This window comes from Portibacter lacus (assembly GCF_021533215.1).
Taxonomy (GTDB): domain Bacteria; phylum Bacteroidota; class Bacteroidia; order Chitinophagales; family Saprospiraceae; genus Portibacter; species Portibacter lacus.
On the sequence record NZ_JAJNKA010000004.1, the window covers coordinates 1 to 25,543 of the forward strand.

Consider the following 25,543-nt stretch of genomic DNA (forward strand, 5'->3'; position numbering starts at 1 on the left):
CCACATTCTTAGGGGGTCAAACCGTAAGAATGTTATTAACATTCTTCTACTTTTGAGGGGTCAAACCTCAAGAATCAGAGGGGTCAAACCGATAGGAATCGAGGGGTCAAAGGTGCAGGAATATGCAATATATTTGCTTCTTGTAATATTCTATTTGATATAGTTTGAGATGTAGTTTTGTTAGAAGTTTCTTTCAGCGCCCTATTTAAGTGATTTACATGAAAATTTAATTGTTTAGCGAATTCAGAAGCTGAGCGAATTTTATTTTTTTAATGATTATAATCTATGGGGAATTGCCTTTCTAATAATTCGAAAAACATATAACAAATAAGTTCAGAAGCATTCTATTTTTTTCTTTTTCACATGATCTATAGGCGTAATTTTCAATGCAAAATGAATGAGTGCAAATGTTTAATTTCTAAGCACTTCATATTTGTAAACAAAATCTGAAGATATTTCCTCACTCATTTTGTCAAATATCTTGAGGACTTCCCCAGTTTGATGATCTGATAATTCGAATAAATTCTTTCCCTGAGGATTGAATATTGATTAATATTTCCAAATTGCTGAAAAAAATTTGCATTAAAAATACAAAATACTCCTTTTTTACAATGACCTAAGTTAGCATTGAATTCATCCGGTTGCCAACCAATTTTCCTATTATAAAACCAATGAATTGTTTCTTTAATTTTCATTTTAAAATGTCTCTATCCCATTACATTCTTTTCACTTATAAAAGGCTGTTCATATTGTCTTTTGCCTATTGCTTTATACATAGCATTAGCTACAGCTCCAAAAATTGGAGGAAATGGTGGTTCTCCCATCCCTGTTGGATTTATTTCATTCTGAACAAAATGGACACTAATTTCTTTTGGTGCTTCCTTCATTCTAATCATCCTGTACTGATGAAAATTGTTTTTGGTAGGAGCACCATCTTTAAATGTCATCTCTCCAAAAAAAGCATTTCCGATTCCATCAGTTATAGCACCTTCTGCCATATTAATTGCGGCATCAGGATTAATGACGACACCACAATCTATTGCACATGATACTTTTTGAACAATAGGAGTCCCATTTTCTATAGTTAAGTCTAAAACGTGTGCTGCATAAGTATTATGGCAAAAATAAGCAGAAACTCCACGATGAACATTTGGACGACTTTGTGACCAAGCTGATTTTTCACGTACCAACTCTAAAACACCCGCGTAGCGCTCAGCATCATACTCATTGTTCTCACCCACAGGGTTTTCTTTTGCCCTTTTTAAGAGATCTAATCTAAACTGAATAGGGTCTTTACCAGCAGCTTCTGCAACTTCATCGATAAAAGCTTGTTCAGCCCCAGCCATAAAGTTTGATCTAGGTGCTCTAAAAGCACCAATCGTAATATTAGAATCTATAGACCACTCTTCGGCTATATAGTTGTCAACTGCTCCCGCTGGAAAACGATTTGCAAATAAAGGACTTTCAGGAATTCCACCTGTTTTTATATGTAGAGCTATCAGATTATTATTTTCATCTAGTGCTGCTTTATAGGTGGCTTGATAGGCCGGTCTATAAATACCATTTGTCATATCATCCTCACGTGTATAAACTAATTTAACAGGAGCTTGTACTTTTTGTGAGATTAAAGCTACCTCAACTACATAATGAGCATAGGCTTTTCTACCGAAACCTCCACCCATCCTAGTTAGTTCCATCTCTATATTCTCCGCTGGTATTCCCAGACTAGCAGAAAGTGTAGGTATAATCAAAGAAGGAATCTGGATAGGTGCAGCAATTTTCACTCTATCACCTTCAAAATGAGCAAATGCATTTAATGGTTCCATGCAATTGTGTGCAAGAAAAGGAGCAGAATAAGTTCTTTCAATGACTTTAGCCGCCGTTCTAAATGCCTCTTCAGGATTACCATCTTTTCTTACAATTTTGCCTGGTATAGAAGCTATTGCTTCTATACCTAATTTATGGTCTTCACTAGATTCCAGTCCACTTGGAATATTTCGTTTTTGTTTTCTTCCTCCAAATCCTTTGATCATTTCAGTGGAAGATTCGATAGGTTGCCATTCTATTATTAATTTCTTTTTTGCCTGGATTACTTCCCAAGTAGATTTACCGACAACCGCAATAATTTCAGGAAACGCATTGGTATCGAAACCACTTTTTTCATATCCATCTTGAAAACTTTGTATAGTAACAACATCTACTATTCCAGGCATTGCCTTTGCTTTTGCACTATTGACAGATTTCAAAGTCATCCCAAATGCAGGCGGATGTTCAATCATTGCGATTAACATTCCTTGTTTAGAATAATCCATTCCAAACATGGGTTTTCCGGTTACAATGTCCTTCCCATCAATATTTTTTCTTGAATGACCAATGGTTTTAAAATCCTTAATACTTTTTAGATTCACTTCAGTAGGAATAGGAATATCTGCTGCTGCGGACGCAAATATTTCATAACCTCCCGATCGCTCACTTGCATTATGAAATAATACCCCATTTTCTGTGGTTATTTCTTTAACTGGAACTTCCCATGCATTTGCTGCTGCTTCTCTTAACATTTGCCTTGCAGTAGCACCTACCATTCTAAGTGGCTCATACCTCGACATAATGCCCCTGCTTCCTCCTGTAAATTGAAAGCCATACTTTTCTGCATGATAAGGAGCTTGTTCAACTATTACTTTATTCCAATCTATATCCAACTCTTCTGCAATAATCATTGGCATCGAAGTCCTAACATTTTGCCCAAATTCAGGATTTGGAGCATAAATAGTTACCAATCCATTATCTCCGATCTTTAAATATGAATTCAATTCAAACCATTCATCAGGCATTGCCATCACTTCTTCTTCTGATTTAGACTGGCAGGATATTAACCAAGAAAAACCTAAGACCATTCCACCGCCTGCTAATGCAGAGGATTTCAGAAAAGTTCTTCTACCAAAAGTTGTTTTTATTATTGCCATTTTCATTTTTTTTAATAAAGATTAAATAGGATAATTAATCAATAAATTCCTGATTAAGATGATTTCGCAGCGGTTTTTATTGCTGCTTTTATCCTAGTATATGTGCCGCATCTACATATATTTCCATTCATTGCGGCATCTATTTCATTATCATTCGGATCAGGATTATCTAATAGCAATGCTGAAGCACTCATAATTTGCCCTGCTTGGCAATATCCACATTGTGGAACATCGTGCTCTAGCCAAGCTTTCTGAACTGGATGATCACCATTTTGGGATAGCCCCTCTATTGTGGTAATTTTCTTATCAGCTAAAGCAGAAATTGGTAATATACAAGATCGCATTGCTACACCTTCCATATGAATAGTGCACGCACCGCATTGTGCTATTCCGCACCCAAATTTGGTACCCACAAGATCTAAATGATCTCTCAATACCCAAAGTAAAGGAGTTTCTGGAGCTGCATTAACTTCTTGTTTTTTTCCATTGATATGAAGAGTAAAAATTGACATAATTTATAGTTTGTGTAAAATTCATTTTAAGTGTCTTCTAAAAATAACTAAAATCAAACAGGTTATTATATAAATCAAATAAAATAGCAAAAACATAATGCTCAACGTCCTGAAAAAAACATTTACTTTATGGTGTTGAAAAATGTCCATGTATAAGAAATTGTAATTTCCAACTATGCTTAAATCAAATTCTTCTTGCATTTTCTTGGTCTTATATTTTTAAAATCATTAATGACTTTTAACTCTTTTCTTTAAAAACCTTACATTCATGGCTAAGTAACACTATAACGCTATGAAATTTTTCTTATCGGCTTTTATATGGGCAATCTGTTTTGTACAAGCTTTTGCACAAACAACTCCGAATTTCATTATCATTTTCTGTGATGATTTGGGTTATGGAGACCTTTCTTCTTTCGGTAATCCAACGATTTCCACACCAAACTTAGATCGAATGGCCGCAGAAGGTCAAAAATGGACACAGTTTTATGTGGCGGATCCAGTCTGTACACCTAGTAGAGCTGGATTACTAACTGGCCGATATCCTATTCGCTCTGGAATGACTTCTAAGAAAAGAGCGGTATTCTTTCCCGATTCTGCACTTGGATTGCATTCCGATGAAGTGACCATTGCGGAGACCTTGAAAACTAAAAATTATACAACCGCAGCGATAGGAAAATGGCATCTAGGTCATTTGCCCCAATATTTACCTACTCGTCAAGGTTTTGACTATTTCTATGGAATTCCATATTCTAACGATATGGATGCGAAGAAAGATACATGGAGAAAATATGGCGAATTAATTAAAGATCCTTATGCAGAATGGGAAGTTACAGATTATGATGTTCCTCTAATTGAAAATGAGAAAGTAATAGAAAGGCCAGTAGATCAGACGACCATCACGAAAAGGTACACTGATAAGTCTATAGAATTTATAAAGGAAAATGCGGATAAACCATTCTTTCTGTATTTAGCTCATTCGATGCCTCATATTCCACTCTTCGTCTCTAAAGATTTCAAAGGCGTGAGTAAAAGAGGAACTTATGGAGATGTAATAGAAGAAATCGATTATAATGTAGGACGATTGTTGCAAACCATTCGCGATTTGGATTTAGAAGAAAACACAATCGTTTTATTTACATCCGATAATGGACCATGGCTTTCTTATAAATCACATGGCGGTTCTGCTGGACCGCTTAGAGCTGGAAAAGGAACGACATTCGAAGGTGGACAACGGGTACCAACTATCTTCTGGGGACCTGGAAATGTAGAACCCGGAATGATAACAGAACTAGGGAGTACATTAGATATCTTGACGACATTTGCAAGTATTACGGATATTCCACTTTCCGAAGACCTGACCATAGACAGTTATGATCTTTCAGAAGTACTTAAAAATAAGCAAGCAAGTCCTAGAGATGAGTTTTTCTACTGGACCAGAGGCGAAATTTATGCAGTCAGGAAAGGTCCATGGAAACTGCATATTAAGCAAAGAAAGGAAGTCAATTACGGTGAAGCGCTAGAAATGAAAAGCTTAGAATTATTCCAACTAGAAAGTGATATAGGAGAACGATATAATGTGGCCGATAAATACCCTGAAATCGTGGAAGAATTAAACGATATGATTACAAAGCATGTTGCAACAACTGCAAACGCAAGAGAAGATCAATTAATAGCAAAAATCAAAGCAGAGTAAGCTATATAAGTTGTGGCACATTCGTTCTTATTCAGTTCCACATTAAACGTCATCAAGAATAGTGTTATCAGCATTAAAATTAATGTAGATGATTCTTGTCCCAAGTAATGCCTTATGCCCATTATAAATACACTATCTGGGTAGATTATGATAGATAGATGTCTACATATTAATTACTTAAAATATCTTTGCAATAAGCAAATGGAAGTACATAAAATGTCTTTTAATAAAACATTACACATCGTCCTATTTCTGTTTTTGTGCCATTTAGTCAATGCTCAAGAACTTCCGCCTATCGTAAATTATAGCCCTACGGAATATGGCGGTGACAATCAAAACTGGATGATCTCTCAAGGCGGAGATAAGTTTATCTACGTTGCGAACAACATGGGCCTAATGGAATACAATGGTTCCAAGTGGAATCTGTATCCTTCCCCCAATAATTCCGTATTGAGAGCCGTGAAAGTAGTTCGCGATAGAATTTACACTGGATGTTATGCTGAATTTGGTTACTGGGTGAAAAATGATCTGGGAAGTCTCGAATACCAATCATTAATACCCAAATTAGTAGACTTCAAATTCTCAGACAATCAAATATGGAACATTTTAGCTTATGAAAACTGGATACTTTTCCAGTCTGGACGAGACTTGTTTTTCTACAACGAGGATACTGAGGAGTTCAAAATCATCTCATCAACAAATATCATTTATAAAGTCTTCAAAGTCAACGATCAAATATATTATCACGTCGCGAATGAAGGGATATATAAAATTGAAAACGGTGAACCCAAAATGTTCATTGATGTTCCTGTTGTTATTAATGATAGAGTGATTAATATTTACGAAAGAGAGAAAGAGCTCTTCATCTTAACCAGAAACTCCGGATTCTATGCTCATAAAGATCAATCACTCAAAAAATGGACCTCTCCTTCTGAAAAACTTCTAAGAGAACTGAATATTTTCAGCAGCATAAAATTAGAAAATGGAGATCTTGTATTAGGTACGATTTCTAATGGCCTATTCATTATGAATGCGCTAGGAGAAATAGAATACGATGTGAACCAAAAGAAAGGACTGGGTAACAATACGGTCCTCGCCTTATTCGAAGATGCTGATAATAATGTATGGGTTGGGTTAGACAATGGAATTACATGTATTAATGTTGTTTCACCAATCAAATCCTTTATAGATTATGATGGCGTATTGGGTACGGTATACACGATAAACACCTTTCAAAACAGCCTTTATGTCGGAACGAATCAAGGGCTTTTCTTCAGATCTCTATCAACACCAGATGCCCCATTCACTTTTGTAAAAGGAACAGCTGGGCAGGTCTGGAGTCTCTACAATGACAATAATGAACATCTACTATGCGGTCACCACCTAGGAACATTTATTATAGATGGTGATCAGTCGAAAAGCATCAGTTCTGTTCTTGGAGCTTGGAATTTCAGGAAGCTTCCTAACCATGATAATTTACTATTACAAGGGAATTATAGTGGCTTACACATATTAGAAAAGGTCAATAATGAATGGAAAGAAAGAAATAAGGTCTTAGATTTTAATATTTCCTCACGATTTTTCGAAATTGATGATGAAAACCAAATTTGGGTAAATCATGAATACAAAGGTGTATTTAGATTAACCTTAGATGATGCACTTCAGAAGGCAGTTAATGTTCATATTCATTCCGAACTGACCAATAGAGAAAACTCAAGCCTCGTCAAGCATCAAGATAATATCCTATTTGCTGCTAAGGAAGGTTTCTATTCATATCAGCCTTCATCTGAACAATTCACTATCGATACTATTCTCAATAACTTATTATCTACTTCAGAAAACACTTCCGGAAAAATGGTCGTAGATAAGAATGACCGACTATGGACTTTCTCCTTGAACAATATTAATTACATCGATAATAATGATGTCACTAATCAACTAGAAATCACTAATATTCCCATTCCTTCTAATTTGAGAAAAGGCATTCTCAGTTTTGAAAACATACAACTGATAGAGAAAGAAAAGTACGTTCTTGGAACAACAACTGGATATCTTACGATCGATCTTTCTAAGAAGAAGCCTAAAAAGGACTATGTTATCTTTCTGAACGAAATTTCGATAAAAGACTTAGACGAAGATGTTACCTTTTTGGACAGGCATGAACACGGTATCTTCGATCACAAAAATGGAATCTTATCTTTTGACTATTCTGTTCCTGACTTTGATAAATTTCTAGAAGTAAAGTACCAATATAAGTTAGCAGGTCATCTGGATAGATGGAGCAATTGGTCAACAAGTTCAGTAATCCAGTTTGAAAACCTCACTTTTGGAGACTTTACTTTCGAGGTTAGAGGGAAGGTGGGGAATCAATTAACTACGAATATCGAGACATACGCATTCACCGTGAAGAGGCCTTGGTATATTTCTAATGTCGCTCTGGTCTTTTATCTAATCTTGCTCGGTTTCATTGGATTTCTTATCCATGAAGCTTATAAGTTTTATTACGAAAGGATTCTTAAGCATGAACAGATTAAAAATGAGAAAACCATCATTCAGATTCAAAACGAAAAATTGAATCAGGAAATTGAGAATAAGAACAGTGAGCTAGCCATTTCTACAATGAGTATTATCAGGAAGAATGAATTATTGAACAAGATCAAAAAGGATCTCCAGCAAAATAATATCCAAAGCACGATTAAGCTCATTGATAATAATCTGAGCAATAACAACGATTGGAAGTTATTTAAGAAAGCATTTAACAATGCAGATAAAGATTTTCTGGATAAGATTAAAGAAAAGCACCCAGAACTGACTCCGAATGATTTACGATTTTGTGCTTATTTAAGATTGAATTTATCTTCGAAAGAAATCGCGCCGCTTCTTAACATTTCGACTAAGAGTGTCGAAACAAAAAGATACCGATTAAGAAAACGATTAGGTCTAAATCATGAAGATGGGCTCGTAGACTATATCATAAAATTCTAACATTCACCCCTACAAGCCTATTTTTCACCACAACATTACCACAACACGGTGCATTATCACTTGCTTTTATTTTTAAAATGAAATTTTATTTGAAAAAAAATGTTTAAGCCGTAAAAATGGAAAGATAGCTCACCAGAAATAATCTCGTAAACCGCTGTATACATGAAGGATAGGCATATATAAGGTGACATAAAGCCAGGAATGATGTCACCTTAAAAATGGTAGGTTAACATTAACACTATATTAAGAAAAGGTAAAGAATTACCATGTTCGTTTTTTATGGAGGCGGAAATTACAGTATTAGGTTTTTATGCTGGTAATTTTATAACATGTAGAAAGCTACTCGTTCATTAACTAGTTTATTAAATCAAGCTCTATGACATTAAAATTACTTAATTACAAACTTGGGATTACAATTATACTATTAGTATGTAGTTCCTTTTCCATGTTTGCGCAAAGCGTTGTGAATGGAACAGTACAGTCATCAACAGACAACTTACCGCTTATAGGCGCAACAGTTGTTGAAAAAGGAACCAATAATGGAACCTCAACAGATATAGATGGAAAATTTTCATTAGAAGTTAGTGAATCTGCCTCACTGATTGTTTCTTACCTTGGGTATAAATCTAAAGAAGTAAATGTCATAGGAGAAGACATGATGATTCTTTTAGATGATGATGCAACCACTTTAGATGAAGTTGTTGTCGTCGGTTATGGAACACAAAAGAAAAGTGACTTAGTCAGTGCAGTAACAAAAACTGATTTATCAAAAGCAGTGGCTACACCCACATCAGATGTGACAGAAATGCTAAGAGGAAGGATTTCGGGTTTGCAAGTAGAAGTGGGAGGAGGAACATTAAGGCCAGGAGGTTCATCTGAAATTCTGTTTAGAGGTCGAGGTTCGATAGAAGGAAACATCAGCGGTATCTATGTAGTAGATGGTGTTGTTAGAACTGGAGGAATAGAAGATATCAATCCAGATGATATAGAATCTGTAGAATTTCTTAAAGATGCCTCTGCACAGGCAATTTATGGTTCACGAGCTGTAAATGGTGTTGTGCTGATTACAACGAAAAGAGGAAGAACTGACAAGATAAGTGTTTCTTATCACGGTTATTTAAGTTCTAAGTCTATAGAAAGAAACTTTAACGTATATAGTGGTGAAGAATTTGCGCAGCTGAAAAGAGAAGCGACCCGAGCAAATGATGCAGATGACGCCTACCCTAGCGATGAAGATATTTTTTCTGAGACGGAATTAGAATCTATTGCAAATAAAGAATATGTAGACTGGGAAGAAGAATTGCTAAGAAAAGGATTCGTTAATAGTCAATCTATTGGTATTAGTGGTGGCACTGACTTTACTAAAGTGTACGCAAGTTTGAATTATTTCAAGGAAGACGGAATTATTCCTACTTCTAGTTACAGGAGAAATAACTTAAGACTGAACGTAGATCAGAAAATAACAGATAGGATTTCAACTACTTTTGACCTTAACTTGTTGAATGATTTTGCAGAGCGAGCATCTAATGTGAATGTGATCACGTTCTCCCCTCTTGGACGTGCTTACGATGACAACGGTGAATTAGTTCAGTTTCCAAGTGGTGAAGAATTAACAGGAACAAATCCTTTATGGAATTTGAGAGAATCGGACCACGATGATAAGGGTAATGATTTCGTGATTACCGTTATCCCTAAATGGGACATCACTGATCACTTACAATACCAGTTCAAAGGATCAATGACCAGAAGGAATTCAGAAAGAGGTCAATATCTTTCTTCACTTCATTCAAGTGGAGACAGTGACTTCGGAATTGCTCGTATAGAAAACCAATTAAGAGAGAATTATCTGATTGAAAATATTCTTACCTATGATAATCAGATCAATTTGAACCACAAGTTCAATGTGACCCTAGTACAAGCTGTAGATGAGAATAAATACTCAAGTACCTTTACGGAAGGTCGTGGATTCACAAATGAAAGTTTAGGTTACGATGGTATTACAAATGCCATCGGAAGTGTTTCTGTGAATAGAAATAAGACTCAATTTAGAACCTCTTCTTATATGGGAAGAGCTAGGTATAACTTACTTAACAAGTATATGTTTGCAGCAACAATGAGAGCTGATGGTGCTTCTGTAAATGCCGCAGGATTCAAGTGGACTTATAATCCAGCAGCAGCATTTGCTTGGAAAATCCACAATGAAGCTTTCCTTGAGAATGTCGAAGCTATCGATGAATTGAAACTTAGAGTAAGTTATGGTTCACTTGCTAATGCATTAAGCCGACCATATGCTTCCCTTTTCACAGCTGATGGACAAAATTATGTTTTCGATGGCCAATCTGCTTCAGGTTATTCTCCATCGTCTGCACTACCAAATGTGAACTTGAAGCATGAAACGATTACTACTTTCAATGTAGGTCTAGACTTCTCTATCGTTAAGAGATTCTTACAAGGAAGCATAGAATACTATGATTCTAGAACGACTGACTTATTATTAAGAAGAGGAGTTCCTTCTACATCTGGATATACTTTCACTTACTTTAATGCAGGTGAAGTTCAAAATACTGGTATCGAATTAGGATTAAAAGCAAACGTTATCAATACACCTGATTTCAGATGGTCTATTTCAACAAATTGGTCTAATAATAAAAATAAAATTTTAGACCTTTACGACGATGCGGAAGGCAATCCGATAACAGAAGATGATACCTATAGATACTATGTAGGCCAGCCAATAGGCGTTATTCGAACTTACCAATTCGATGGTATCTGGCAGGAAGGAGATGATTTCGAAAACGCACCACAAGCCAACCCAGAATCAACAGATCCACAGGAAAATCTAAGACCAGGAGATATTCGTATTTCTGATGTCAATGGTGTCGATGAAGATGGAAATGTAACCAACACACCTGACGGAAAAATAACGCAAGAAGATCGGGTTTTCATTAATCCTAACCCAAAATGGTTCGGATCACTTTCTTCTAATTTATCCTACAAAGGCTTTGATTTATTGGTTGACTTTTATGCCGTTCAAGGTGCTACTAAAGTGAATCCGTTTTTATCAGTCTTTAACAACGGTGGAACATTACAAGGAAAAGCGAATGGTGTGAAAGTACCATACTATACGCCTGAGAATCCATCGACAACTTATCCAAGACCAAATTTTGATTCAGCTCCTAAGTATCTAGGTGCATTAGCTGTCAAAGATGCCTCCTATGTTCGGTTAAGAACTGTTAAATTAGGGTATACGCTACCAGCAGCTGTGAACGAAAAGTTGAACACAGAGATGATTAATCTTTATGTAACAGCAACTAATTTATTTACTCAAACGGAATATCTTGGATATAGCCCAGAAGTTAATATCAGAGATACATTCTCTAGCGCTGATTCTGGTTATCCAGATTCTAAAGTGTGGACATTTGGTTTAAAAATTCAACTCTAATATTAAAAACTTTTATCATGATAAAATACACATATAAATCATTAGGTAAATGCTTACTCGTCCTACTAGCATTCACTTTTATTACTTCTTGTTCGAAGTTTTTAGATGAACAACCTAGCACATCAATTGACGCTAATTACGTATACAACACGGAGGACGGATTAAAATCTGGTGTTGTAAGCTTATATAAATACAATAGAGATCGATATGATAAAAGCCAAGAAGATTTTCTTGCTGCTCATATGATGGCATCTAGGAGTGATCTAGCTTTTAATAGATCTGGATACTTAGGATTAATGGGACGTTATGAGAGAGGAGTTTCTCCTATCGAGTATTCAGCTACCTTACTGTCAGATAGTTTCTGGAGACACTACTACAGACTTTCTACCAAGTCTACAGAAATTATCAATGCAGCTGAAGATCTGGATGATATAGAAGACGACGTAAGAAATACCATTATCGCAGAAGCAAAATTCTTTAGAGCAGAAGCTTACTTTTGGTTATACAGAATGTTTAATAATATTTATGTTAATACAGAATCGGTTACCGTTGATAATGCATTTGATATTATCAATTCAAACTCAAGTCCAGAAGAGATCTTATCACTGATCAATAGTGACTTACAATTTGCAATCGATCATCTAGAATACACTGGAACATTCGGTCGAGTAACTAAAGGAACTGCGAAACACGTTAAAGCAAAAGTAGCAATGTGGGAAGGAAATTGGGCTGAGGCAAAAAATCAAGCAGAAAGCTTGATCAATGAAGGCCCTTACAGTTTAGTTTCTAAAACATCTGATGTATTCAAGGGTAACATGGATCATTCTGAACAATTATTTGTAATTCAGTTTGAAGAAAATGTTCTCGGTGGAGGAAGTCGAAATTTCTTAAATGCCAATATGGGCGTAAAATATTGGTTAGCACCTGATTCTGAATCAAGGGCTGAATATGGCGGAAGAGGTTATTCTAGACTCTTGCCTAATAATTACTTATTAGATTTGCTAGCCGAAGATCCAGATGATGATCGAGATAATAATACTTATTTTATCACAAAATACTACTATAGTTCTGGACCTAACATTGGCCAAGAAATAGATCTTTACCAACCGATTACTGACTTAGATAATCCAAGTGATACTTATAAGCAGTACTATGAAAGAACTCATCCAGCTTGCTTGAAATTCGCTCAAGAAGACAATGACCCAACAACCTATTTTCAGATCAGCAATGTGATGATTTACAGATTAGCGGAAACTTACTTAATCGCAGCTGAAGCGAATATGAGATTAGGAGGTGATGGCCTTTCATATATTAATGCAGTAAGAGAGCGAGCAGGGGCCGCTCCTATTTCCACTTTAGATGAGCAAGCAATCTTAGATGAACGTGCGAGAGAGTTAGCTTTTGAAGGACACAGATGGTTTACCTTGAAAAGAATGGGACAAGTGGTTATCAATAATCAAATTAGGAATTATGCAGGTGATGGAGAATATTTCCCAGCTAACTTAGGAGCGAAAGACCCTAGAACAAACTGGCAAGATCACTATATAAACTTCCCTATACCACAGCGTGATTTAGACCTACTTGGAGATAGTTATCCGCAGAATATTGGATATTGATTGATTCTACTATAAAATACAAGAATGGCTCAAGTCGTTCTTGTATTTTATCTTCGATACACCTATTACACACACTTTTGATCCTTATGAATTAATTAAATTTAGACAAGCATGCGATATCTTATTTTACTGGCATTGGTATTGATAAAATACTGTTCATTTTCTCCTTCATCACAAGAATTTGAATTTGCCAATAACGAAGTCGTCGCCCATAGAGGAGCTTGGAAAGATAAGGGTCTACCACAGAACTCAATTGCGTCTTTAAAGCACGCAATTGAGCTTCGGTGTACAGGATCAGAGTTCGATGTCCGAATGACAGCGGATGATGTGCTGATCGTTACACACGACCACGATTACAATGAATTAGTAGTAGAAGAATCAACTTACGAGGAACTTGCCAAGCATAAGCTTCCGAATGGGGAAATGCTACCCACACTAGAGGATTATCTTAAAGCTGGTATGTCCAATAATCCAGCCACAGGTTTAGTTTGTGAAATCAAACCCTCCGGAATTAAAGGTCGAAATAGTTATATTACAGATAAAGTTTTAGAATTAGTAGAAGAGGTAAAAGCTGAAAAGTACATCTCCAGTTATATCAGTTTCAGTTACGAAGTTGTCCAAAGAATAGAAGAAATAAATCCATCAGCTAAGACGATGTACTTAGATGGTTCCAAGTCTCCTGAATCTTTGAGCAATGATGGTATTAATGGTCTGGACTATCATTATTCTAAGTTTAAACAAAAACCAGAATGGATTACCAATGCTAGGCTTAAAAATCTGGACCTGAATGCATGGACTGTCAATAAAATAGAAGATATCGATTGGTTACTCGCTAATGATTTTGACTATATCACTACAGATGAACCTGAATTAGTTTTCGAAAGAAGACAAGAAAGCCCAACCAGCGCAAATTGGAAATTAATATGGGCAGATGAATTTAATTACAAAGGAAAACCAGATTCTACTAAGTGGAAGCATGAAATAGGTTTCAAAAGAAACAAGGAATTACAATATTATACCAATCAACCTGAAAACTCAAGGGTTGAAGATGGGACACTAATCATAGAAGCACATAAGGAAATTATTAAAAATGAGGCCTTTATAAGTGAAAGTGATAAGAGTTGGAAAAAGAATAGGCCTCACTCAGACTATTCGTCTGCAAGTCTCACGACAAAGGATTTAGCTGAATGGCAGTATGGAAGAATCGACATTAGAGCCAAGTTGCCAAAAGGAAGAGGAATGTGGCCAGCATTCTGGATGTTAGGTAAAAACTGCCCTGAAGTCGGTTGGCCAGCATGTGGAGAAATTGACATTATGGAACATGTAGGTTATAATCCAGATTCCATTTTCGGGACGATTCACACCAAGGCTTACAATCACTTAAAGAATACACAAAAGGGCAAAAGTATTTTTATCGAAAACCCATACGATACCTTTCATGATTATTCCGTTATCTGGACGGCTGAGTCTATTGATTTCCTTGTTAATGGTAAAGTCTATAATCACATCGAAAACGAACACAAGACGACGGATGAATGGCCATTTGATCAGCACTTCCATCTTAAGGTCAATGTTGCAGTTGGAGGAATGTGGGGAGGAGTTAAGGGAATCGATGAAAATATTTTTCCAAATCAAATGATAATTGATTACGTTAGAGTCTTCAAAAAGAATTAACACATGTTCAAAAAGACTTTCTACGTTTTAATGCTTGTATTCTTATACAACACTTGTATCTCGCAACAAGACATTAAAGTAATGACCTACAATATCAGATTAGACACTCCTTCAGATGGAGAAAACGCATGGCCGAATCGAAAAGAATTCTTAACATCTCAAGTGCTCTTTCTTGCACCAGACATCTTAGGTGTTCAAGAAGCAACTCCTCACCAAGTAACTTACCTAGATTCTGTATTGAGCAATTATGCGACCATAGGGATAGGGAGAGATGGCGGAAACAAAGGAGAGCATTCTAACATTTATTATAATACCGAACGATTAACTGTCGAGCAATCGCATACCTTTTGGTTATCAAAAACACCTAATGAGGTTTCGAAAGGATGGGATGCAGCTTTACCGAGAGTCTGCACTTATGCATTATTTACAAGCATTGACCAAAAGAAAAAGTTCTGGGTATTCAACACCCATTTAGATCACGTAGGAGTAGAAGCAAGGAATGAAAGTTTAAGGCTTATTGTAAAAAAAATTAAAGAGCTTAACAATGAGAACCTTCCAGTTGTCCTGATGGGCGATTTCAATGTTACACCTGATACTGAGATCATTTCAGAAATCAGTTTAGATTTGCAGGATGCAAAGAAACATGCTGAAGTAAAGTTTGGACCTGATGGTACATTTAACTCATTCAATTATGAAAAACCTGCAGCAAGAAGAATTGATTATATTTTTATTTCTAAATCACCTGAGACGCAGATTAAAAAATACGGTGTGCTTTCTAGTGCTATAGATTCTAAATTTCCTTCTGATCACTTCCCAATTTTCGTAGAAATTAGAATTTAAGGTTCTTGGCTTAGATTAAACTCAAAAACGCCAAACCAAATCCTAATATGACTCCTAGTAATTTTCTATAAGAAATGGAGTGATGCATATTGGTATCCGTTTCGAAAATGATGGTTGTAGCAATATGAAGAATAAATCCGATAGAGATAGCTAAAATTGCTCTCTGAGTTTCCGCTGTTATGGCTGTCAATTCAGAAACAAAAGTACCAAGCGGTGACATTAATGCAAAAATCAAGATCAGAAGAAACATGGCACTTTTCTTAACCTCAGACGCTAATAACAAAATACTTAAAGCAATTGCTGCTGGAAGTTTGTGCGCAACTATTCCCCAAAGATAGGGCCGCCCAATAAAACTCTCTGTATGACCATGACCTGCATGAACCATTGCAGCCTGAGCTACAGGCAATCCTTCTATAAATGCGTGTGCACATAATCCTACCATTATGGATAAGATGTACAACTTATTATGGTCTTTTTTCGCGTGAATATGACCATGTTCTACTCCTCGTGATAGAAACTCCAGTAAGTTCTGAAGTAAAAACCCACCAAGAATAAATACACCCATTAAATGTGCTCCTTCATTTTCGTAAAACACTTCTGGAAGCATATGAAGAACCACGATACCTAGTAAAAAGGCACCACTAAAAGGAAGGATAAATTGAAGATACTGTTTCGACTTTTGCTGATCGAGATATACGCCTATTGCTCCGCCTATCATTGCAGAAGCAAACAATGCTATGTAAGGCATTAAACTCATAAGGCCATTTTTTTCATACTCCAATTATACATTTCCCACGAAATCAGTGCAATTCCAACACCCAACAATGCGCCACCTATTATATCAAGGGGGAAATGAACGCCTACATAAATCTGCGCATATCCCACGAGAAAGGCCCACAAAAACAACAGAATGCTAACCACTTTGTTCCTTTTTCTCAATGCAAATATCAGAAAAAATGCGATACCGAAATGATTCGCAGCATGAGAGGAGGTGAAACTATATCCAGATCCACAAGTAATCAATAACCTTGGCTGTAAAGTTTCATTCTCCACGTGACATGGTCTAGGCCGTTCTATTAAGGGTTTAACAATCTTACTACTCACAAAATCAGTCATCCCAAAGTTTAAAACTAAAAAAAATAAAAACCAATACGCCTTCCTTTTTAAATTATAGCCAACATATGATATAATAAAAATATACACAGGTATCCATGTATACTGATTTCTCCAGTAGAACAACAGCGAATCCAAAAAAGAGTTTGTCAATTCTCTATTGATCAGCGTGAAAATGCTTTTATCTATATCAATAATACTTAATAAGGTCATTCTGAAGGAAAAATTAATAATGCTGATCTCATAATGCTCAGCAAAGTAGTAATATTTTTAGATTTGCATCAAAATTATACATATGACATTAATAAAATCTATATCAGGAATACGTGGAACCATTGGTGGCAGTAAAGGAAATAACCTAACAGCACAAGATCTTGTCGAGTGTACGGCTGGATTTGCAACTTGGATTTCTAAGAATAGTGATCTTAAAAAAGTGGTCGTCGGAAGAGATGGAAGAATTACTGGAAAGATTGTCTCTGATCTTGTCTGCAGCACTTTGCAGATGATGGGTTTTGATGTGGTCGATCTTGGATTATCTACGACACCTACCGTAGAAATAGCCGTACCTGCAGAAAATGCAGCAGCTGGTATTATACTTACAGCCAGTCATAACCCTAAGCAATGGAATGCACTAAAATTCCTAAACGCAAAAGGTGAGTTTATTTCTAAAGCAGACGGTGAAGAAATATTAGCTTTTATCAGTAGCGGAGAAATTGAATATGCGGATGTAGACCATATTGGTGGATATGATTTTGATAAATCATACATTAATAAACATATCCAACAGATATTAGACCTTGATCTCATCGATGTTCAAAAAATCAAGAACGCTGGCTTTAATGTTGTCGTAGATTGTATCAATTCTACTGGTGCAATTGCAATTCCACCTTTGTTAGAAAAACTAGGTTGCGAATACACCTTAATCAATGCAGATGTTACCGGCGATTTCGCTCACAACCCAGAACCACTGCCAGCTCACCTTAAGGAGTTGTCAGAAACAGTAGTAAAAACAGGAGCCCATCTTGGGATTAGTGTTGATCCAGATGTAGATCGATTAGCATTTGTTTCTGAAAACGGAGACATGTTCGGCGAAGAATATACTCTTGTCGCTGTTGCTGATTTTATCCTTGGCAAGAAGCCAGGAAATACGGTTTCTAACCTTTCGTCGACAGCAGCGCTGAAAGATGTAACCATAAAAAATGGTGGGACTTATGAAGCTGCTGCTGTAGGAGAAGTGAATGTGGTGAATAAAATGAAAGAAACCAATGCAGTGATCGGTGGAGAAGGAAACGGAGGAGTTATCTTTCCTGAATTACACTACGGTCGTGATGCCCTAGTAGGTATAGCTTTTATGCTCAATTTATTAGCAGAACGTGAAATGCCATTGAGTGAACTGAAGGCAACCTACCCTACTTATACCATCATTAAGAATAAAATTCAACTTACTCCTGAAATTGATGTTGATGGCTTATTGAGCAAATTAGAGAAAGAATATGCTGCCAATGAGTTAAATACTGTGGATGGACTGAAAATACATTTTGATGGAGCTTGGGTTCACTTAAGAAAATCAAATACAGAACCTATTATCAGAGTATACGCTGAAGCAAAGACGGAAGAAATTGCTGCTGACTTTATTGGTCAAGTTCAAAACAAAGCAAATGAAATTCTAAATTCATGAGAATCTATTTTGACAATGCTGCCACGACACCAATGCATCCCGATGTAATTGCTCATATGAGTCAATTAATGGGTGAGGTATATGGAAATCCTTCTTCCATTCATCAGGCAGGTCGAAAAGCTAGAATTATCATAGAAGATGCAAGAAAATCAGTTGCTAAAGAATTAAACTGTTCGATAGGAGAAGTGTTTTTTACGTCAAGCGCGACGGAAGCTAACAACATGATCTTAAGACGTTCTGTCCAAGATCTTGGAGTGAAAAGAATGATTATCAGCAGCATAGAACATCCATGTGTGCTCAATACCGTAAAGGAATTAGAAAAGCTTAACTTAATCGACCTAGAAATACTGAATGTCAACAACTTAGGATTAATTGACTTAAGTGAATTAAAGACGATTTTAGCAAAGAGCGAGGTGAAGACTTTGGTTTCTGTAATGCATGTTAATAATGAAATAGGAGTCATTCAAGACATTGAAAGTATTTCGAAGATATGTCAAGAAAACAATGCACTTTTTCACTGCGATGCGGTACAATCGATAGCCAAAATGCCCATTGACCTACAGAAAGTAAAAATTGACTACCTCAGCGGCACTTCTCATAAATTCCACGGTCCTAAGGGAGTTGGCTTTATGATCTTAAGTAACGATTACACGCTGCTGCCTTTCATTACCGGTGGCGGTCAAGAAAGGGAACTCAGAAGTGGAACCGAAAATGTTCCTGGTATTGCTGGACTTGCAGAAGCATTAAAAATCTATGCAGCTGAAAGAACAGAGAAAGTTAATGTTATAAGAGCATTAAAATATAGATTTAAGTTAAAGTTAAAGGCCGCACTTCCCGAGATTCTATTTTTAGAAGATGAAAATCCTGAACGCTTCATTCCTACTATTCTATCTGTAAGTTTTCCAGAGAATGCAAGAACAGAATTGATCACATTTAATCTAGATATTGCAGGGATTTCAGCTTCCGCTGGAAGTGCTTGCGCTTCGGGTGTAGAGCAAGCGTCACATGTATTAGAATCGATAAAGTTTCCCGAAGATCGAAGAGCTGTACGCTTTTCGTTTTCCTATTTTAATACAGAAGAAGAAGTAGATGATTGTGTAGATAAAATCAAGAAAATCTTTTCATGAACCATGAGCTCTACATGTTACGATGCATCGACCTTGCTCAGAAAGCAGGCGGACGGGTACGATTAAATCCAAATGTAGGGGCAGTATTGGTTCATAACGATCAAGTAATCGGCGAAGGCTACCACGAAAGGTATGGCGGTCCTCATGCTGAAGTCAATGCAATCAATAGCGTTGCTCCAGAAAATAAACATTTGATTGCAGATAGCACATTATATGTAAGCTTAGAACCTTGCAATATTCATGGAAAAACACCTCCATGTGCCATGTTAATCCTGAAGAATAACATTAAAAAACTGGTCGTAGGATGTGAAGATCCGAATCCAAGAATGGCTGGTTCTAGTCTTTCTTTCTTAGCAAGTAAGGGAGTGCATATTACTACAAATATCAAGCAATCTGAATGTGAAAAACTAATTCAGCCATTCAAGGTTAACATACTCAATAACAGGCCTTTTATCACCATTAAATTTGCTCAGTCCAAAGACTTTTTTATGTCGAAGGAGGGAGAGCAAACATGGTTAAGCAATCGATTTTCCAAGATATGGAGTCATCAACTTAGGTCTGAAAATCATGGCATTTTAATAGGTTCGAACACAGCCGTTATCGATAACCCAGCATTGACAAATAGACTGTACTCAGGTGATTCACCTTTAAGAATTTGCATTGACCGAAAAAATAGCGTCCCAGATGAATCCACACTACTTACAGATTCCCTCCCTACCTTAATGATCAATGAGACACCACGAAAAAATTTAAAAGAGCACAAAGATCAATGGACATTTGATCTAGACTTATCTATTTTATTAAGCCGACTCTACAAGGAAAAGCAGATCGGCAGGTTAATTGTAGAAGGAGGAGCATACACTATCGGGAAGTTTCTGGATAACAAATTATGGGATCAGGCAATGATAATTAACACAGAGAGAGTGCTGGGTTCAGGAATTAAATCTCCTAACATCATAGGTAAACTAGAAGGAGAACTGAATTTAGAAAGTGACAAAATATTGACCATCTCGAATAATCTTTGTTAAACTTTCTTTAAAACGTTAACTCTTGAAAGAATTCTGGGAAAAATATTGTTATTTGGATAGTTATAAGAACGGAATGAGGACCAATCAGTATTTGATATTGATAAAAATATAAGAATGAAAAAATTTTTAGTAGGATTAATATTAATGACTACTTTTTATTTTAATGGTTATACGCAAGGGATCAACTGGATGTCTTGGGAAGAAGCTGTTATCGCTTCAAAGGAGGAAAAGAGAAAGTTTGTTGTCGATGTCTATACTGAATGGTGTGGATGGTGCAAGAAGATGGATGCAAGTACTTTTCAAGATCCTGAAATCGTAAAATACGTTAATAAATATTACTATGCCATCAAGTTCGATGCTGAGCAAAAAGACGATATCTCTCTAAATGGAAAAGTCTACAAATTTAATAAAAGCGGTAAAAGAGGATATCATCAGCTAGCTGCAGAGATAACTAGAGGGCGTCTCTCCTATCCTACTGTCGTTTTTCTGGATGAAGAATTGAGTCTGATTCAATCCATTCCTGGATACAGAGATATTAAATCATTTACTATGATTATGAAATACTTCGGAGAGGATTTTCACACTTCAGTTCCATGGAAAACTTATTCCAGAAACTATAGTGCTCTTATTGGCGGCTCACATTAATTAAGCTAGATCTTAAAATTTAAAACCAAGAACAAGTAGACATATACTTCTTGTAGTGGCCTTAACAACTAACTCAATAACTTCTGTCTTTCCTGTTTTGGTTTTCTAGAAGTTTCTCCTTATTTGCAATTATTATATTTTATGTATTTTTTTTTCTGCTATCGATATCGCGTATTCCGATCTTCAAACTTTCTTTTATCAAAGCGCCAATCTTTAACATTTACCTTCGACTCGATTTCTTCTTCTACATCTTCTGTTATTAAGTCAGAAAAGAAGTCAAATCCAGTAAATTGCTCGACGCTATCTATAGTAATGGCATATTCCTGAAGAGGAACTTCACTCATTTCGTTTTCCATAATAAAACCTATTCCTTTCTTTTCATTTCCCACGATATCAAGAACAACTTTAAAGAAATATTTAGGAACTGCTACCTTATTATCACCAATTTTCTTGATGATTCCTTTCTTTAATACAGGACCTGTGACAATGTATAATCTATCATTATCAAAAGCCCAATCTCTTATATTTTCTTCTAATTCCCGCCATATTCCGCCATTGAATGATTCTAACTGAGGACTCATATTACTCATAAAGAAAGACTCCTTCATCGCTTCCACGTTAAAAGCCATATCTCCAGCAGGCGCTAAGTGTCCTCTTGTATAACCAGATCTTGTGTAGTCTCTGTGGAATGCAGATTGGGTGGAAACATCATAATCTGGTCGAAACTGTCTTTCCCTTTTCACATTCGGTTTTAACAACTGGGCCTTGGTTAGCTCATAAGCAACCCAGTCTGCCTGCTCCATTTTTTCATTATACGCAAGGGAATAGTAGGTATGATGAATCAATTCACCATTACTTCCTGTCGGTAAATAGAACCGATTCTCCGGATGATCCGCAGTTGGAATTTCATATCCTCCTAAGTCTTTTTCATCGACATTGCGAAAAATATAAAATATTGCAAATCCGCCCATGAATAAAAAAGCGATAACTCTTATGAATGTACTTGAAAAAAAATTTCCGCTTTTCGTATGATTTCTTCTAAACTTTGCCATCTTAATGCAATAATAATATTAATCCTTATTATCTTCCCACCATGAAACTAATTGTTTTTTTTAGTCTTTGTTTTTTAACATTGCAGATACAGGCACAATTGGAAAGTCCTTTCGAGAAAGGAGCTGAATTATTGGGTATAGGAAATGCAGGTACTGGATATTCTGGTCATTATGCCCTATTGTATAATCAAGCCGGAATTGCAGATGCTGAAGAGTTGAGTTTTAGTGTTGATGGAGCCAGGCTATTTAATGATTCAGGGCTACTCCACTTACATGCAGCTGCAGTGATCCCTACTAAAAAGTTAGGAACATTTGGTTTAAAAATCCAGCGATACGGTTTAGAAGGTTTTAATTACCAAAACTATGCTTTAACTTATTCTAGAGCGTTGTTTAAAAGTTTCAAATTAGCGGCAACTTTTAATGCCTATCAGTTCCAAATTGAGAATTACGGAAATTCTTTCGAACCTAATATGGAAATTGGCGTATTAACCGACCTCAGTGATAAAGTTTCATTAGGTGTTCATGTTTCTAATCCTTTTCCGCTTCAGATTTCAGAAAATACAGATTTCCCTACTGTTTTTAGTGCTGGTATACTTTATAAAGTAAGTAAAGTCGTTCGGTTATACGCAGACATTGAAAAAAATATACGTCAGCGGGAAAACATAAAAGTAGGCATCGATTACGACCTACATTCTAGTTTCAGTATCCGTGTTGGAATGAACACATTTCCTGGAAGCTTTTATTTTGGATGTAAGGTTAAATTAACTAAAATTGCAATAAATCTAGGTAACGGTTATCATCCAGTATTAGGAAATTCAACTGGAATAGGCATTATTTACAGCGCAAAATCATGAGAATATTAATTGTTTCAAGTTCAGGAGAAGAAATTAATCCAACACTTGAATATATGGATGAAAATTGGGAGAAGATCAGTTTTTCAGAATATAAAAAAGGTAATTTAACTGTATTTCCCCTTGTCACAGGATATGCTTCTATATTTATGCCGTATGCATTGGCCAAGTTCCATGGTATCGAAGATATAGACTATGCCATATTTGCTGGACTAGCAGCCGGAACAACGAGAATTGTTGAAATAGGTCAGACGGTGAATGTGGGACGAGATATACTAGGTGATGTTGGGATAGAAGAAAGTGATGGAACTTTCAAAGATCTATTTAAACTAAAATTTCATGAACCTACGAGGTTTCCTTTCTTCAAAGGTGAAATATTTAATGAAGACATCATCAATCCACTGAAGCTTAGAGTGGTTAAAAACATTAGTGTTAATACGATTCCTGGTACATTCGAAACCATCGAAGAAATCAATAAAAGGTACCATGCTGAAATTGTAACCACGAATGGTGCGGCTTTCGCTTATTCCTGTAGAATGCTTGATGTAAAGTACTTACAATTGAGAACCATTTACAGATATCTAGAACCTACGACGATCATCAATCGAGAAAAAGAATTTGCAATTAGAAACCTGAATAAGGAATTGATGAAATTAATAGAGGAACTTAACTACCTAAGTCGCGGAATCTCATAATTTTCGAGACCTCATTTAGTGAACTGCTTGAAGTCGTAATCTCCATACTTTTGCTTAAAACTATAAGCTAGCTTAGTGATCTGAGCATAACTCTTCATTCCAGCATGGACACCTTGCACTTTCAGGTAGTTGTTATAAAACAAATCTCTGAGCTGGGGAGCAATACTTGGATATAAGTCTAACCTCTTCCGAATATCTTTCAGATCAGTTTTCACAACCATGGGTAATTCATAATTGTTATCCTTTAATAATTCTGGGAAGTTTCTTCTTAATGCCCTATATAAGTATCCTTGGTATTCTAACCATCCTGCATACTGGATAAATTCGTTATCTGTATTAACACAGGTCATAAATCCAATAAAATTGCATACGCCTTCATCCGTAAAGGCATATGCATGGGCCATTTCATGCGCTAGCACATAAGACTTTTCGATGGGGTGCAATCCATCATCTATGTGTCCTTCGAAAACAAATGGAAAGTAAACGCCAGCTGTCTTGATCCTTAAGAGACTTCCTTTCGGTTTTAATGATCGAATCCTCGGTTGCTTATATATAGGTTGGTTTAGAAAGGTTAATAAATCAACTTGACTATGATTAATAATTTCTTGATAATCATTAGGTAAGTGTATTTCGCTTAAAGGAATGGTATCATTTTCTAAGATCGACTTCCTAAGATTTATTAGAATTGTATCTACCTCTAATAATTCTTTATAGAGAAAGTGCTCATCTGGCTCCGATACGGTTAACGCCGACCTGTCAGCAAAACTTGTCCTTGCATAGTTAAATCCCCATGACCAATAAAAGACAACAATTATCCATCCTAGAAAATTAAGAACGAGCGGTATTATTTTAGCCTTTTTCTTTCTCATTAAGAGATAGAGCGCATAAGTAATTAGTCCACCAATGAATACATATAATAAAGGAAAAGGGAAGTAGGCAAATGTATAATAATAAATAAATCTAATGAGTCTATAAACGCCATTCGTGTATACTGACTCTAGTACAGCGGGAAAAGCTTTAAAGAATTGGAAGAGGATAATAGTGAATATCCCTGCAAGCAATCCGATATATTTTTTGGTCAATTTCATAAATGATTTGAATTGTCAGTAGGCGACAAATGCTGAAAGCTAATATTCATAGCGTCTTAGCTATAAAAAGGTGAAAAGATATAGAATATTACTATTATATTTGCAACCATTATCATAAAAATGAGGTTAAGATTATTGAACAATAAAATATTAATATAAAATGGCATTTGAATTCACAGACAGCAATTTTCAAGAAACAGCTTTAGCAGAAGACACTCTTGCAGTTGTTGATTTTTGGGCAGAATGGTGTGGACCATGTAGAATGGTTACTCCAATCATAGAGGAATTATCTACAGATTATGAAGGTAAAGCACTAATAGGAAAAGTTAACGTTGATAACAATCCTGAAATCTCTATGAAATACGGAGTTAGAAGTATCCCTACTATTCTTTTCATTAAGAACGGAGAAATTGTTGACAAGCAAGTTGGAGCAACTTCAAAAGCAAATCTTGAAAGTAAAATCCAAGCGCATTTGTAAAAAATACGCCGATAAATAATAAAAGGTCCTATATTGACATTCAATATGGGACCTTTTTATTTA

The 25,543-nt window shown here is 36.0% G+C and carries 19 protein-coding genes; 13 read left to right on the plus strand and 6 right to left on the minus strand.

Annotation, left to right across the window (positions count from 1 at the left end; genetic code table 11):
* Positions 1-707: 707 nt before the first annotated feature.
* Both L2586_RS07670 and L2586_RS07675 read right to left on the minus strand, forming a co-directional pair.
* Entirely contained in the window at positions 708-2,963 is a 2,256-nt protein-coding gene (locus L2586_RS07670) for a xanthine dehydrogenase family protein molybdopterin-binding subunit (protein WP_235292281.1), read from the minus strand.
* 53 nt (positions 2,964-3,016) lie between these two features.
* Positions 3,017-3,475, minus strand: a complete 459-nt coding sequence (locus L2586_RS07675) for a (2Fe-2S)-binding protein (RefSeq protein WP_235292282.1) — start codon at positions 3,473-3,475, stop codon at positions 3,017-3,019.
* Positions 3,476-3,767: 292 nt separating this feature from the next.
* On the opposite strand from L2586_RS07675, the gene L2586_RS07680 reads away from it, so the two are divergent.
* From L2586_RS07680 to L2586_RS07705, 6 genes are all read left to right on the plus strand, one after another.
* Positions 3,768-5,168 (plus strand): sulfatase family protein, encoded by a 1,401-nt coding sequence (locus L2586_RS07680; RefSeq protein ID WP_235292283.1) that lies wholly within the window; start codon positions 3,768-3,770, stop codon positions 5,166-5,168.
* A gap of 201 nt (positions 5,169-5,369) precedes the next feature.
* Positions 5,370-8,153 (plus strand): helix-turn-helix and ligand-binding sensor domain-containing protein, encoded by a 2,784-nt coding sequence (locus L2586_RS07685; RefSeq protein ID WP_235292284.1) that lies wholly within the window; start codon positions 5,370-5,372, stop codon positions 8,151-8,153.
* Positions 8,154-8,529: 376 nt separating this feature from the next.
* Positions 8,530-11,595 (plus strand): SusC/RagA family TonB-linked outer membrane protein, encoded by a 3,066-nt coding sequence (locus L2586_RS07690; protein ID WP_235292285.1) that lies wholly within the window; start codon positions 8,530-8,532, stop codon positions 11,593-11,595.
* Between the two features lie 17 nt (positions 11,596-11,612).
* Positions 11,613-13,211: a RagB/SusD family nutrient uptake outer membrane protein gene (locus L2586_RS07695; RefSeq protein ID WP_235292286.1), complete on the plus strand. Its 1,599-nt coding sequence runs from the start codon at positions 11,613-11,615 to the stop codon at positions 13,209-13,211.
* Positions 13,212-13,322: 111 nt separating this feature from the next.
* Positions 13,323-14,885 (plus strand): family 16 glycosylhydrolase, encoded by a 1,563-nt coding sequence (locus tag L2586_RS07700; RefSeq protein ID WP_235292287.1) that lies wholly within the window; start codon positions 13,323-13,325, stop codon positions 14,883-14,885.
* Positions 14,886-14,888: 3 nt separating this feature from the next.
* A complete protein-coding gene (locus tag L2586_RS07705) occupies positions 14,889-15,725 on the plus strand; it encodes an endonuclease/exonuclease/phosphatase family protein (protein ID WP_235292288.1) in 837 nt (278 codons plus the stop codon).
* Between the two features lie 10 nt (positions 15,726-15,735).
* Here the strand turns inward: L2586_RS07705 and L2586_RS07710 are convergent, their stop codons facing one another.
* Together L2586_RS07710 and L2586_RS24415 are read right to left on the minus strand one after the other, a co-directional pair.
* Positions 15,736-16,482 (minus strand): ZIP family metal transporter, encoded by a 747-nt coding sequence (locus tag L2586_RS07710; RefSeq protein WP_235292289.1) that lies wholly within the window; start codon positions 16,480-16,482, stop codon positions 15,736-15,738.
* Complete coding sequence (locus L2586_RS24415) at positions 16,479-17,051, minus strand: phosphatase PAP2 family protein (protein ID WP_262914128.1); 573 nt, start codon at positions 17,049-17,051, stop codon at positions 16,479-16,481. The genes L2586_RS07710 and L2586_RS24415 overlap by 4 nt, the downstream gene beginning before the upstream one ends.
* A gap of 82 nt (positions 17,052-17,133) precedes the next feature.
* Between L2586_RS24415 and glmM the strand changes: the two genes are divergently transcribed.
* The 4 genes from glmM (at position 17,134) to L2586_RS07735 (ending at position 21,316) form a co-directional block, all read left to right on the plus strand.
* Complete coding sequence (glmM, locus tag L2586_RS07720; protein WP_235292290.1) at positions 17,134-18,516, plus strand: phosphoglucosamine mutase; 1,383 nt, start codon at positions 17,134-17,136, stop codon at positions 18,514-18,516.
* Positions 18,513-19,643: a cysteine desulfurase family protein gene (locus tag L2586_RS07725; RefSeq protein ID WP_235292291.1), complete on the plus strand. Its 1,131-nt coding sequence runs from the start codon at positions 18,513-18,515 to the stop codon at positions 19,641-19,643. The genes glmM and L2586_RS07725 overlap by 4 nt, the downstream gene beginning before the upstream one ends.
* Positions 19,640-20,671 carry a bifunctional diaminohydroxyphosphoribosylaminopyrimidine deaminase/5-amino-6-(5-phosphoribosylamino)uracil reductase RibD gene (gene ribD / locus L2586_RS07730; protein WP_284283271.1) on the plus strand — a complete coding sequence of 344 codons (1,032 nt, stop codon included), beginning with the start codon at positions 19,640-19,642 and terminating at the stop codon, positions 20,669-20,671. Before L2586_RS07725 ends, ribD begins: the two co-directional genes overlap by 4 nt.
* Before the next feature lie 114 nt (positions 20,672-20,785).
* Positions 20,786-21,316: a thioredoxin family protein gene (locus L2586_RS07735; protein ID WP_235292293.1), complete on the plus strand. Its 531-nt coding sequence runs from the start codon at positions 20,786-20,788 to the stop codon at positions 21,314-21,316.
* A gap of 158 nt (positions 21,317-21,474) precedes the next feature.
* On the opposite strand, the gene L2586_RS07740 is transcribed toward L2586_RS07735, so the two are convergent.
* Positions 21,475-22,368, minus strand: a complete 894-nt coding sequence (locus L2586_RS07740; protein ID WP_235292294.1) for a DNA/RNA non-specific endonuclease — start codon at positions 22,366-22,368, stop codon at positions 21,475-21,477.
* Positions 22,369-22,409: 41 nt separating this feature from the next.
* Here L2586_RS07740 and L2586_RS07745 point away from each other — a divergent pair, with 41 nt between their 5' ends.
* Positions 22,410-23,222: a hypothetical protein gene (locus L2586_RS07745; RefSeq protein WP_235292295.1), complete on the plus strand. Its 813-nt coding sequence runs from the start codon at positions 22,410-22,412 to the stop codon at positions 23,220-23,222.
* Positions 23,219-23,914, plus strand: a complete 696-nt coding sequence (locus L2586_RS07750; RefSeq protein ID WP_235292296.1) for a nucleoside phosphorylase-I family protein — start codon at positions 23,219-23,221, stop codon at positions 23,912-23,914. The genes L2586_RS07745 and L2586_RS07750 overlap by 4 nt, the downstream gene beginning before the upstream one ends.
* An 11-nt stretch (positions 23,915-23,925) precedes the next feature.
* On the opposite strand, the gene L2586_RS07755 is transcribed toward L2586_RS07750, so the two are convergent.
* Entirely contained in the window at positions 23,926-25,002 is a 1,077-nt protein-coding gene (locus L2586_RS07755) for a DUF3810 family protein (RefSeq protein WP_235292297.1), read from the minus strand.
* 160 nt (positions 25,003-25,162) lie between these two features.
* On the opposite strand from L2586_RS07755, the gene trxA reads away from it, so the two are divergent.
* The gene (trxA, locus tag L2586_RS07760) at positions 25,163-25,480 is read left to right on the plus strand and encodes a thioredoxin (RefSeq protein ID WP_235292298.1); all 318 of its coding nucleotides are present in this window, start codon (positions 25,163-25,165) and stop codon (positions 25,478-25,480) included.
* Positions 25,481-25,543 lie beyond the last annotated feature (63 nt).

Bases quoted from the DNA above. Each gene is read 5' to 3' on its own strand.
- L2586_RS07750 (WP_235292296.1), top strand. From the start codon at position 23,219: ATGAGAATATTAATTGTTTCAAGTTCAGGAGAAGAAATTAATCCAACA.
- L2586_RS07710 (WP_235292289.1), bottom strand. From the start codon at position 16,482: ATGAGTTTAATGCCTTACATAGCATTGTTTGCTTCTGCAATGATAGGC.
- L2586_RS24415 (WP_262914128.1), bottom strand. From the start codon at position 17,051: ATGACCTTATTAAGTATTATTGATATAGATAAAAGCATTTTCACGCTG.
- L2586_RS07695 (WP_235292286.1), top strand. From the start codon at position 11,613: ATGATAAAATACACATATAAATCATTAGGTAAATGCTTACTCGTCCTA.
- L2586_RS07690 (WP_235292285.1), top strand. From the start codon at position 8,530: ATGACATTAAAATTACTTAATTACAAACTTGGGATTACAATTATACTA.
- L2586_RS07740 (WP_235292294.1), bottom strand. From the start codon at position 22,368: ATGGCAAAGTTTAGAAGAAATCATACGAAAAGCGGAAATTTTTTTTCA.
- L2586_RS07685 (WP_235292284.1), top strand. From the start codon at position 5,370: ATGGAAGTACATAAAATGTCTTTTAATAAAACATTACACATCGTCCTA.
- L2586_RS07675 (WP_235292282.1), bottom strand. From the start codon at position 3,475: ATGTCAATTTTTACTCTTCATATCAATGGAAAAAAACAAGAAGTTAAT.
- L2586_RS07680 (WP_235292283.1), top strand. From the start codon at position 3,768: ATGAAATTTTTCTTATCGGCTTTTATATGGGCAATCTGTTTTGTACAA.
- L2586_RS07670 (WP_235292281.1), bottom strand. From the start codon at position 2,963: ATGGCAATAATAAAAACAACTTTTGGTAGAAGAACTTTTCTGAAATCC.
- glmM (WP_235292290.1), top strand. From the start codon at position 17,134: ATGACATTAATAAAATCTATATCAGGAATACGTGGAACCATTGGTGGC.
- L2586_RS07725 (WP_235292291.1), top strand. From the start codon at position 18,513: ATGAGAATCTATTTTGACAATGCTGCCACGACACCAATGCATCCCGAT.
- trxA (WP_235292298.1), top strand. From the start codon at position 25,163: ATGGCATTTGAATTCACAGACAGCAATTTTCAAGAAACAGCTTTAGCA.
- L2586_RS07735 (WP_235292293.1), top strand. From the start codon at position 20,786: ATGAAAAAATTTTTAGTAGGATTAATATTAATGACTACTTTTTATTTT.
- L2586_RS07700 (WP_235292287.1), top strand. From the start codon at position 13,323: ATGCGATATCTTATTTTACTGGCATTGGTATTGATAAAATACTGTTCA.
- L2586_RS07755 (WP_235292297.1), bottom strand. From the start codon at position 25,002: ATGAAATTGACCAAAAAATATATCGGATTGCTTGCAGGGATATTCACT.
- L2586_RS07705 (WP_235292288.1), top strand. From the start codon at position 14,889: ATGTTCAAAAAGACTTTCTACGTTTTAATGCTTGTATTCTTATACAAC.
- ribD (WP_284283271.1), top strand. From the start codon at position 19,640: ATGAACCATGAGCTCTACATGTTACGATGCATCGACCTTGCTCAGAAA.
- L2586_RS07745 (WP_235292295.1), top strand. From the start codon at position 22,410: ATGAAACTAATTGTTTTTTTTAGTCTTTGTTTTTTAACATTGCAGATA.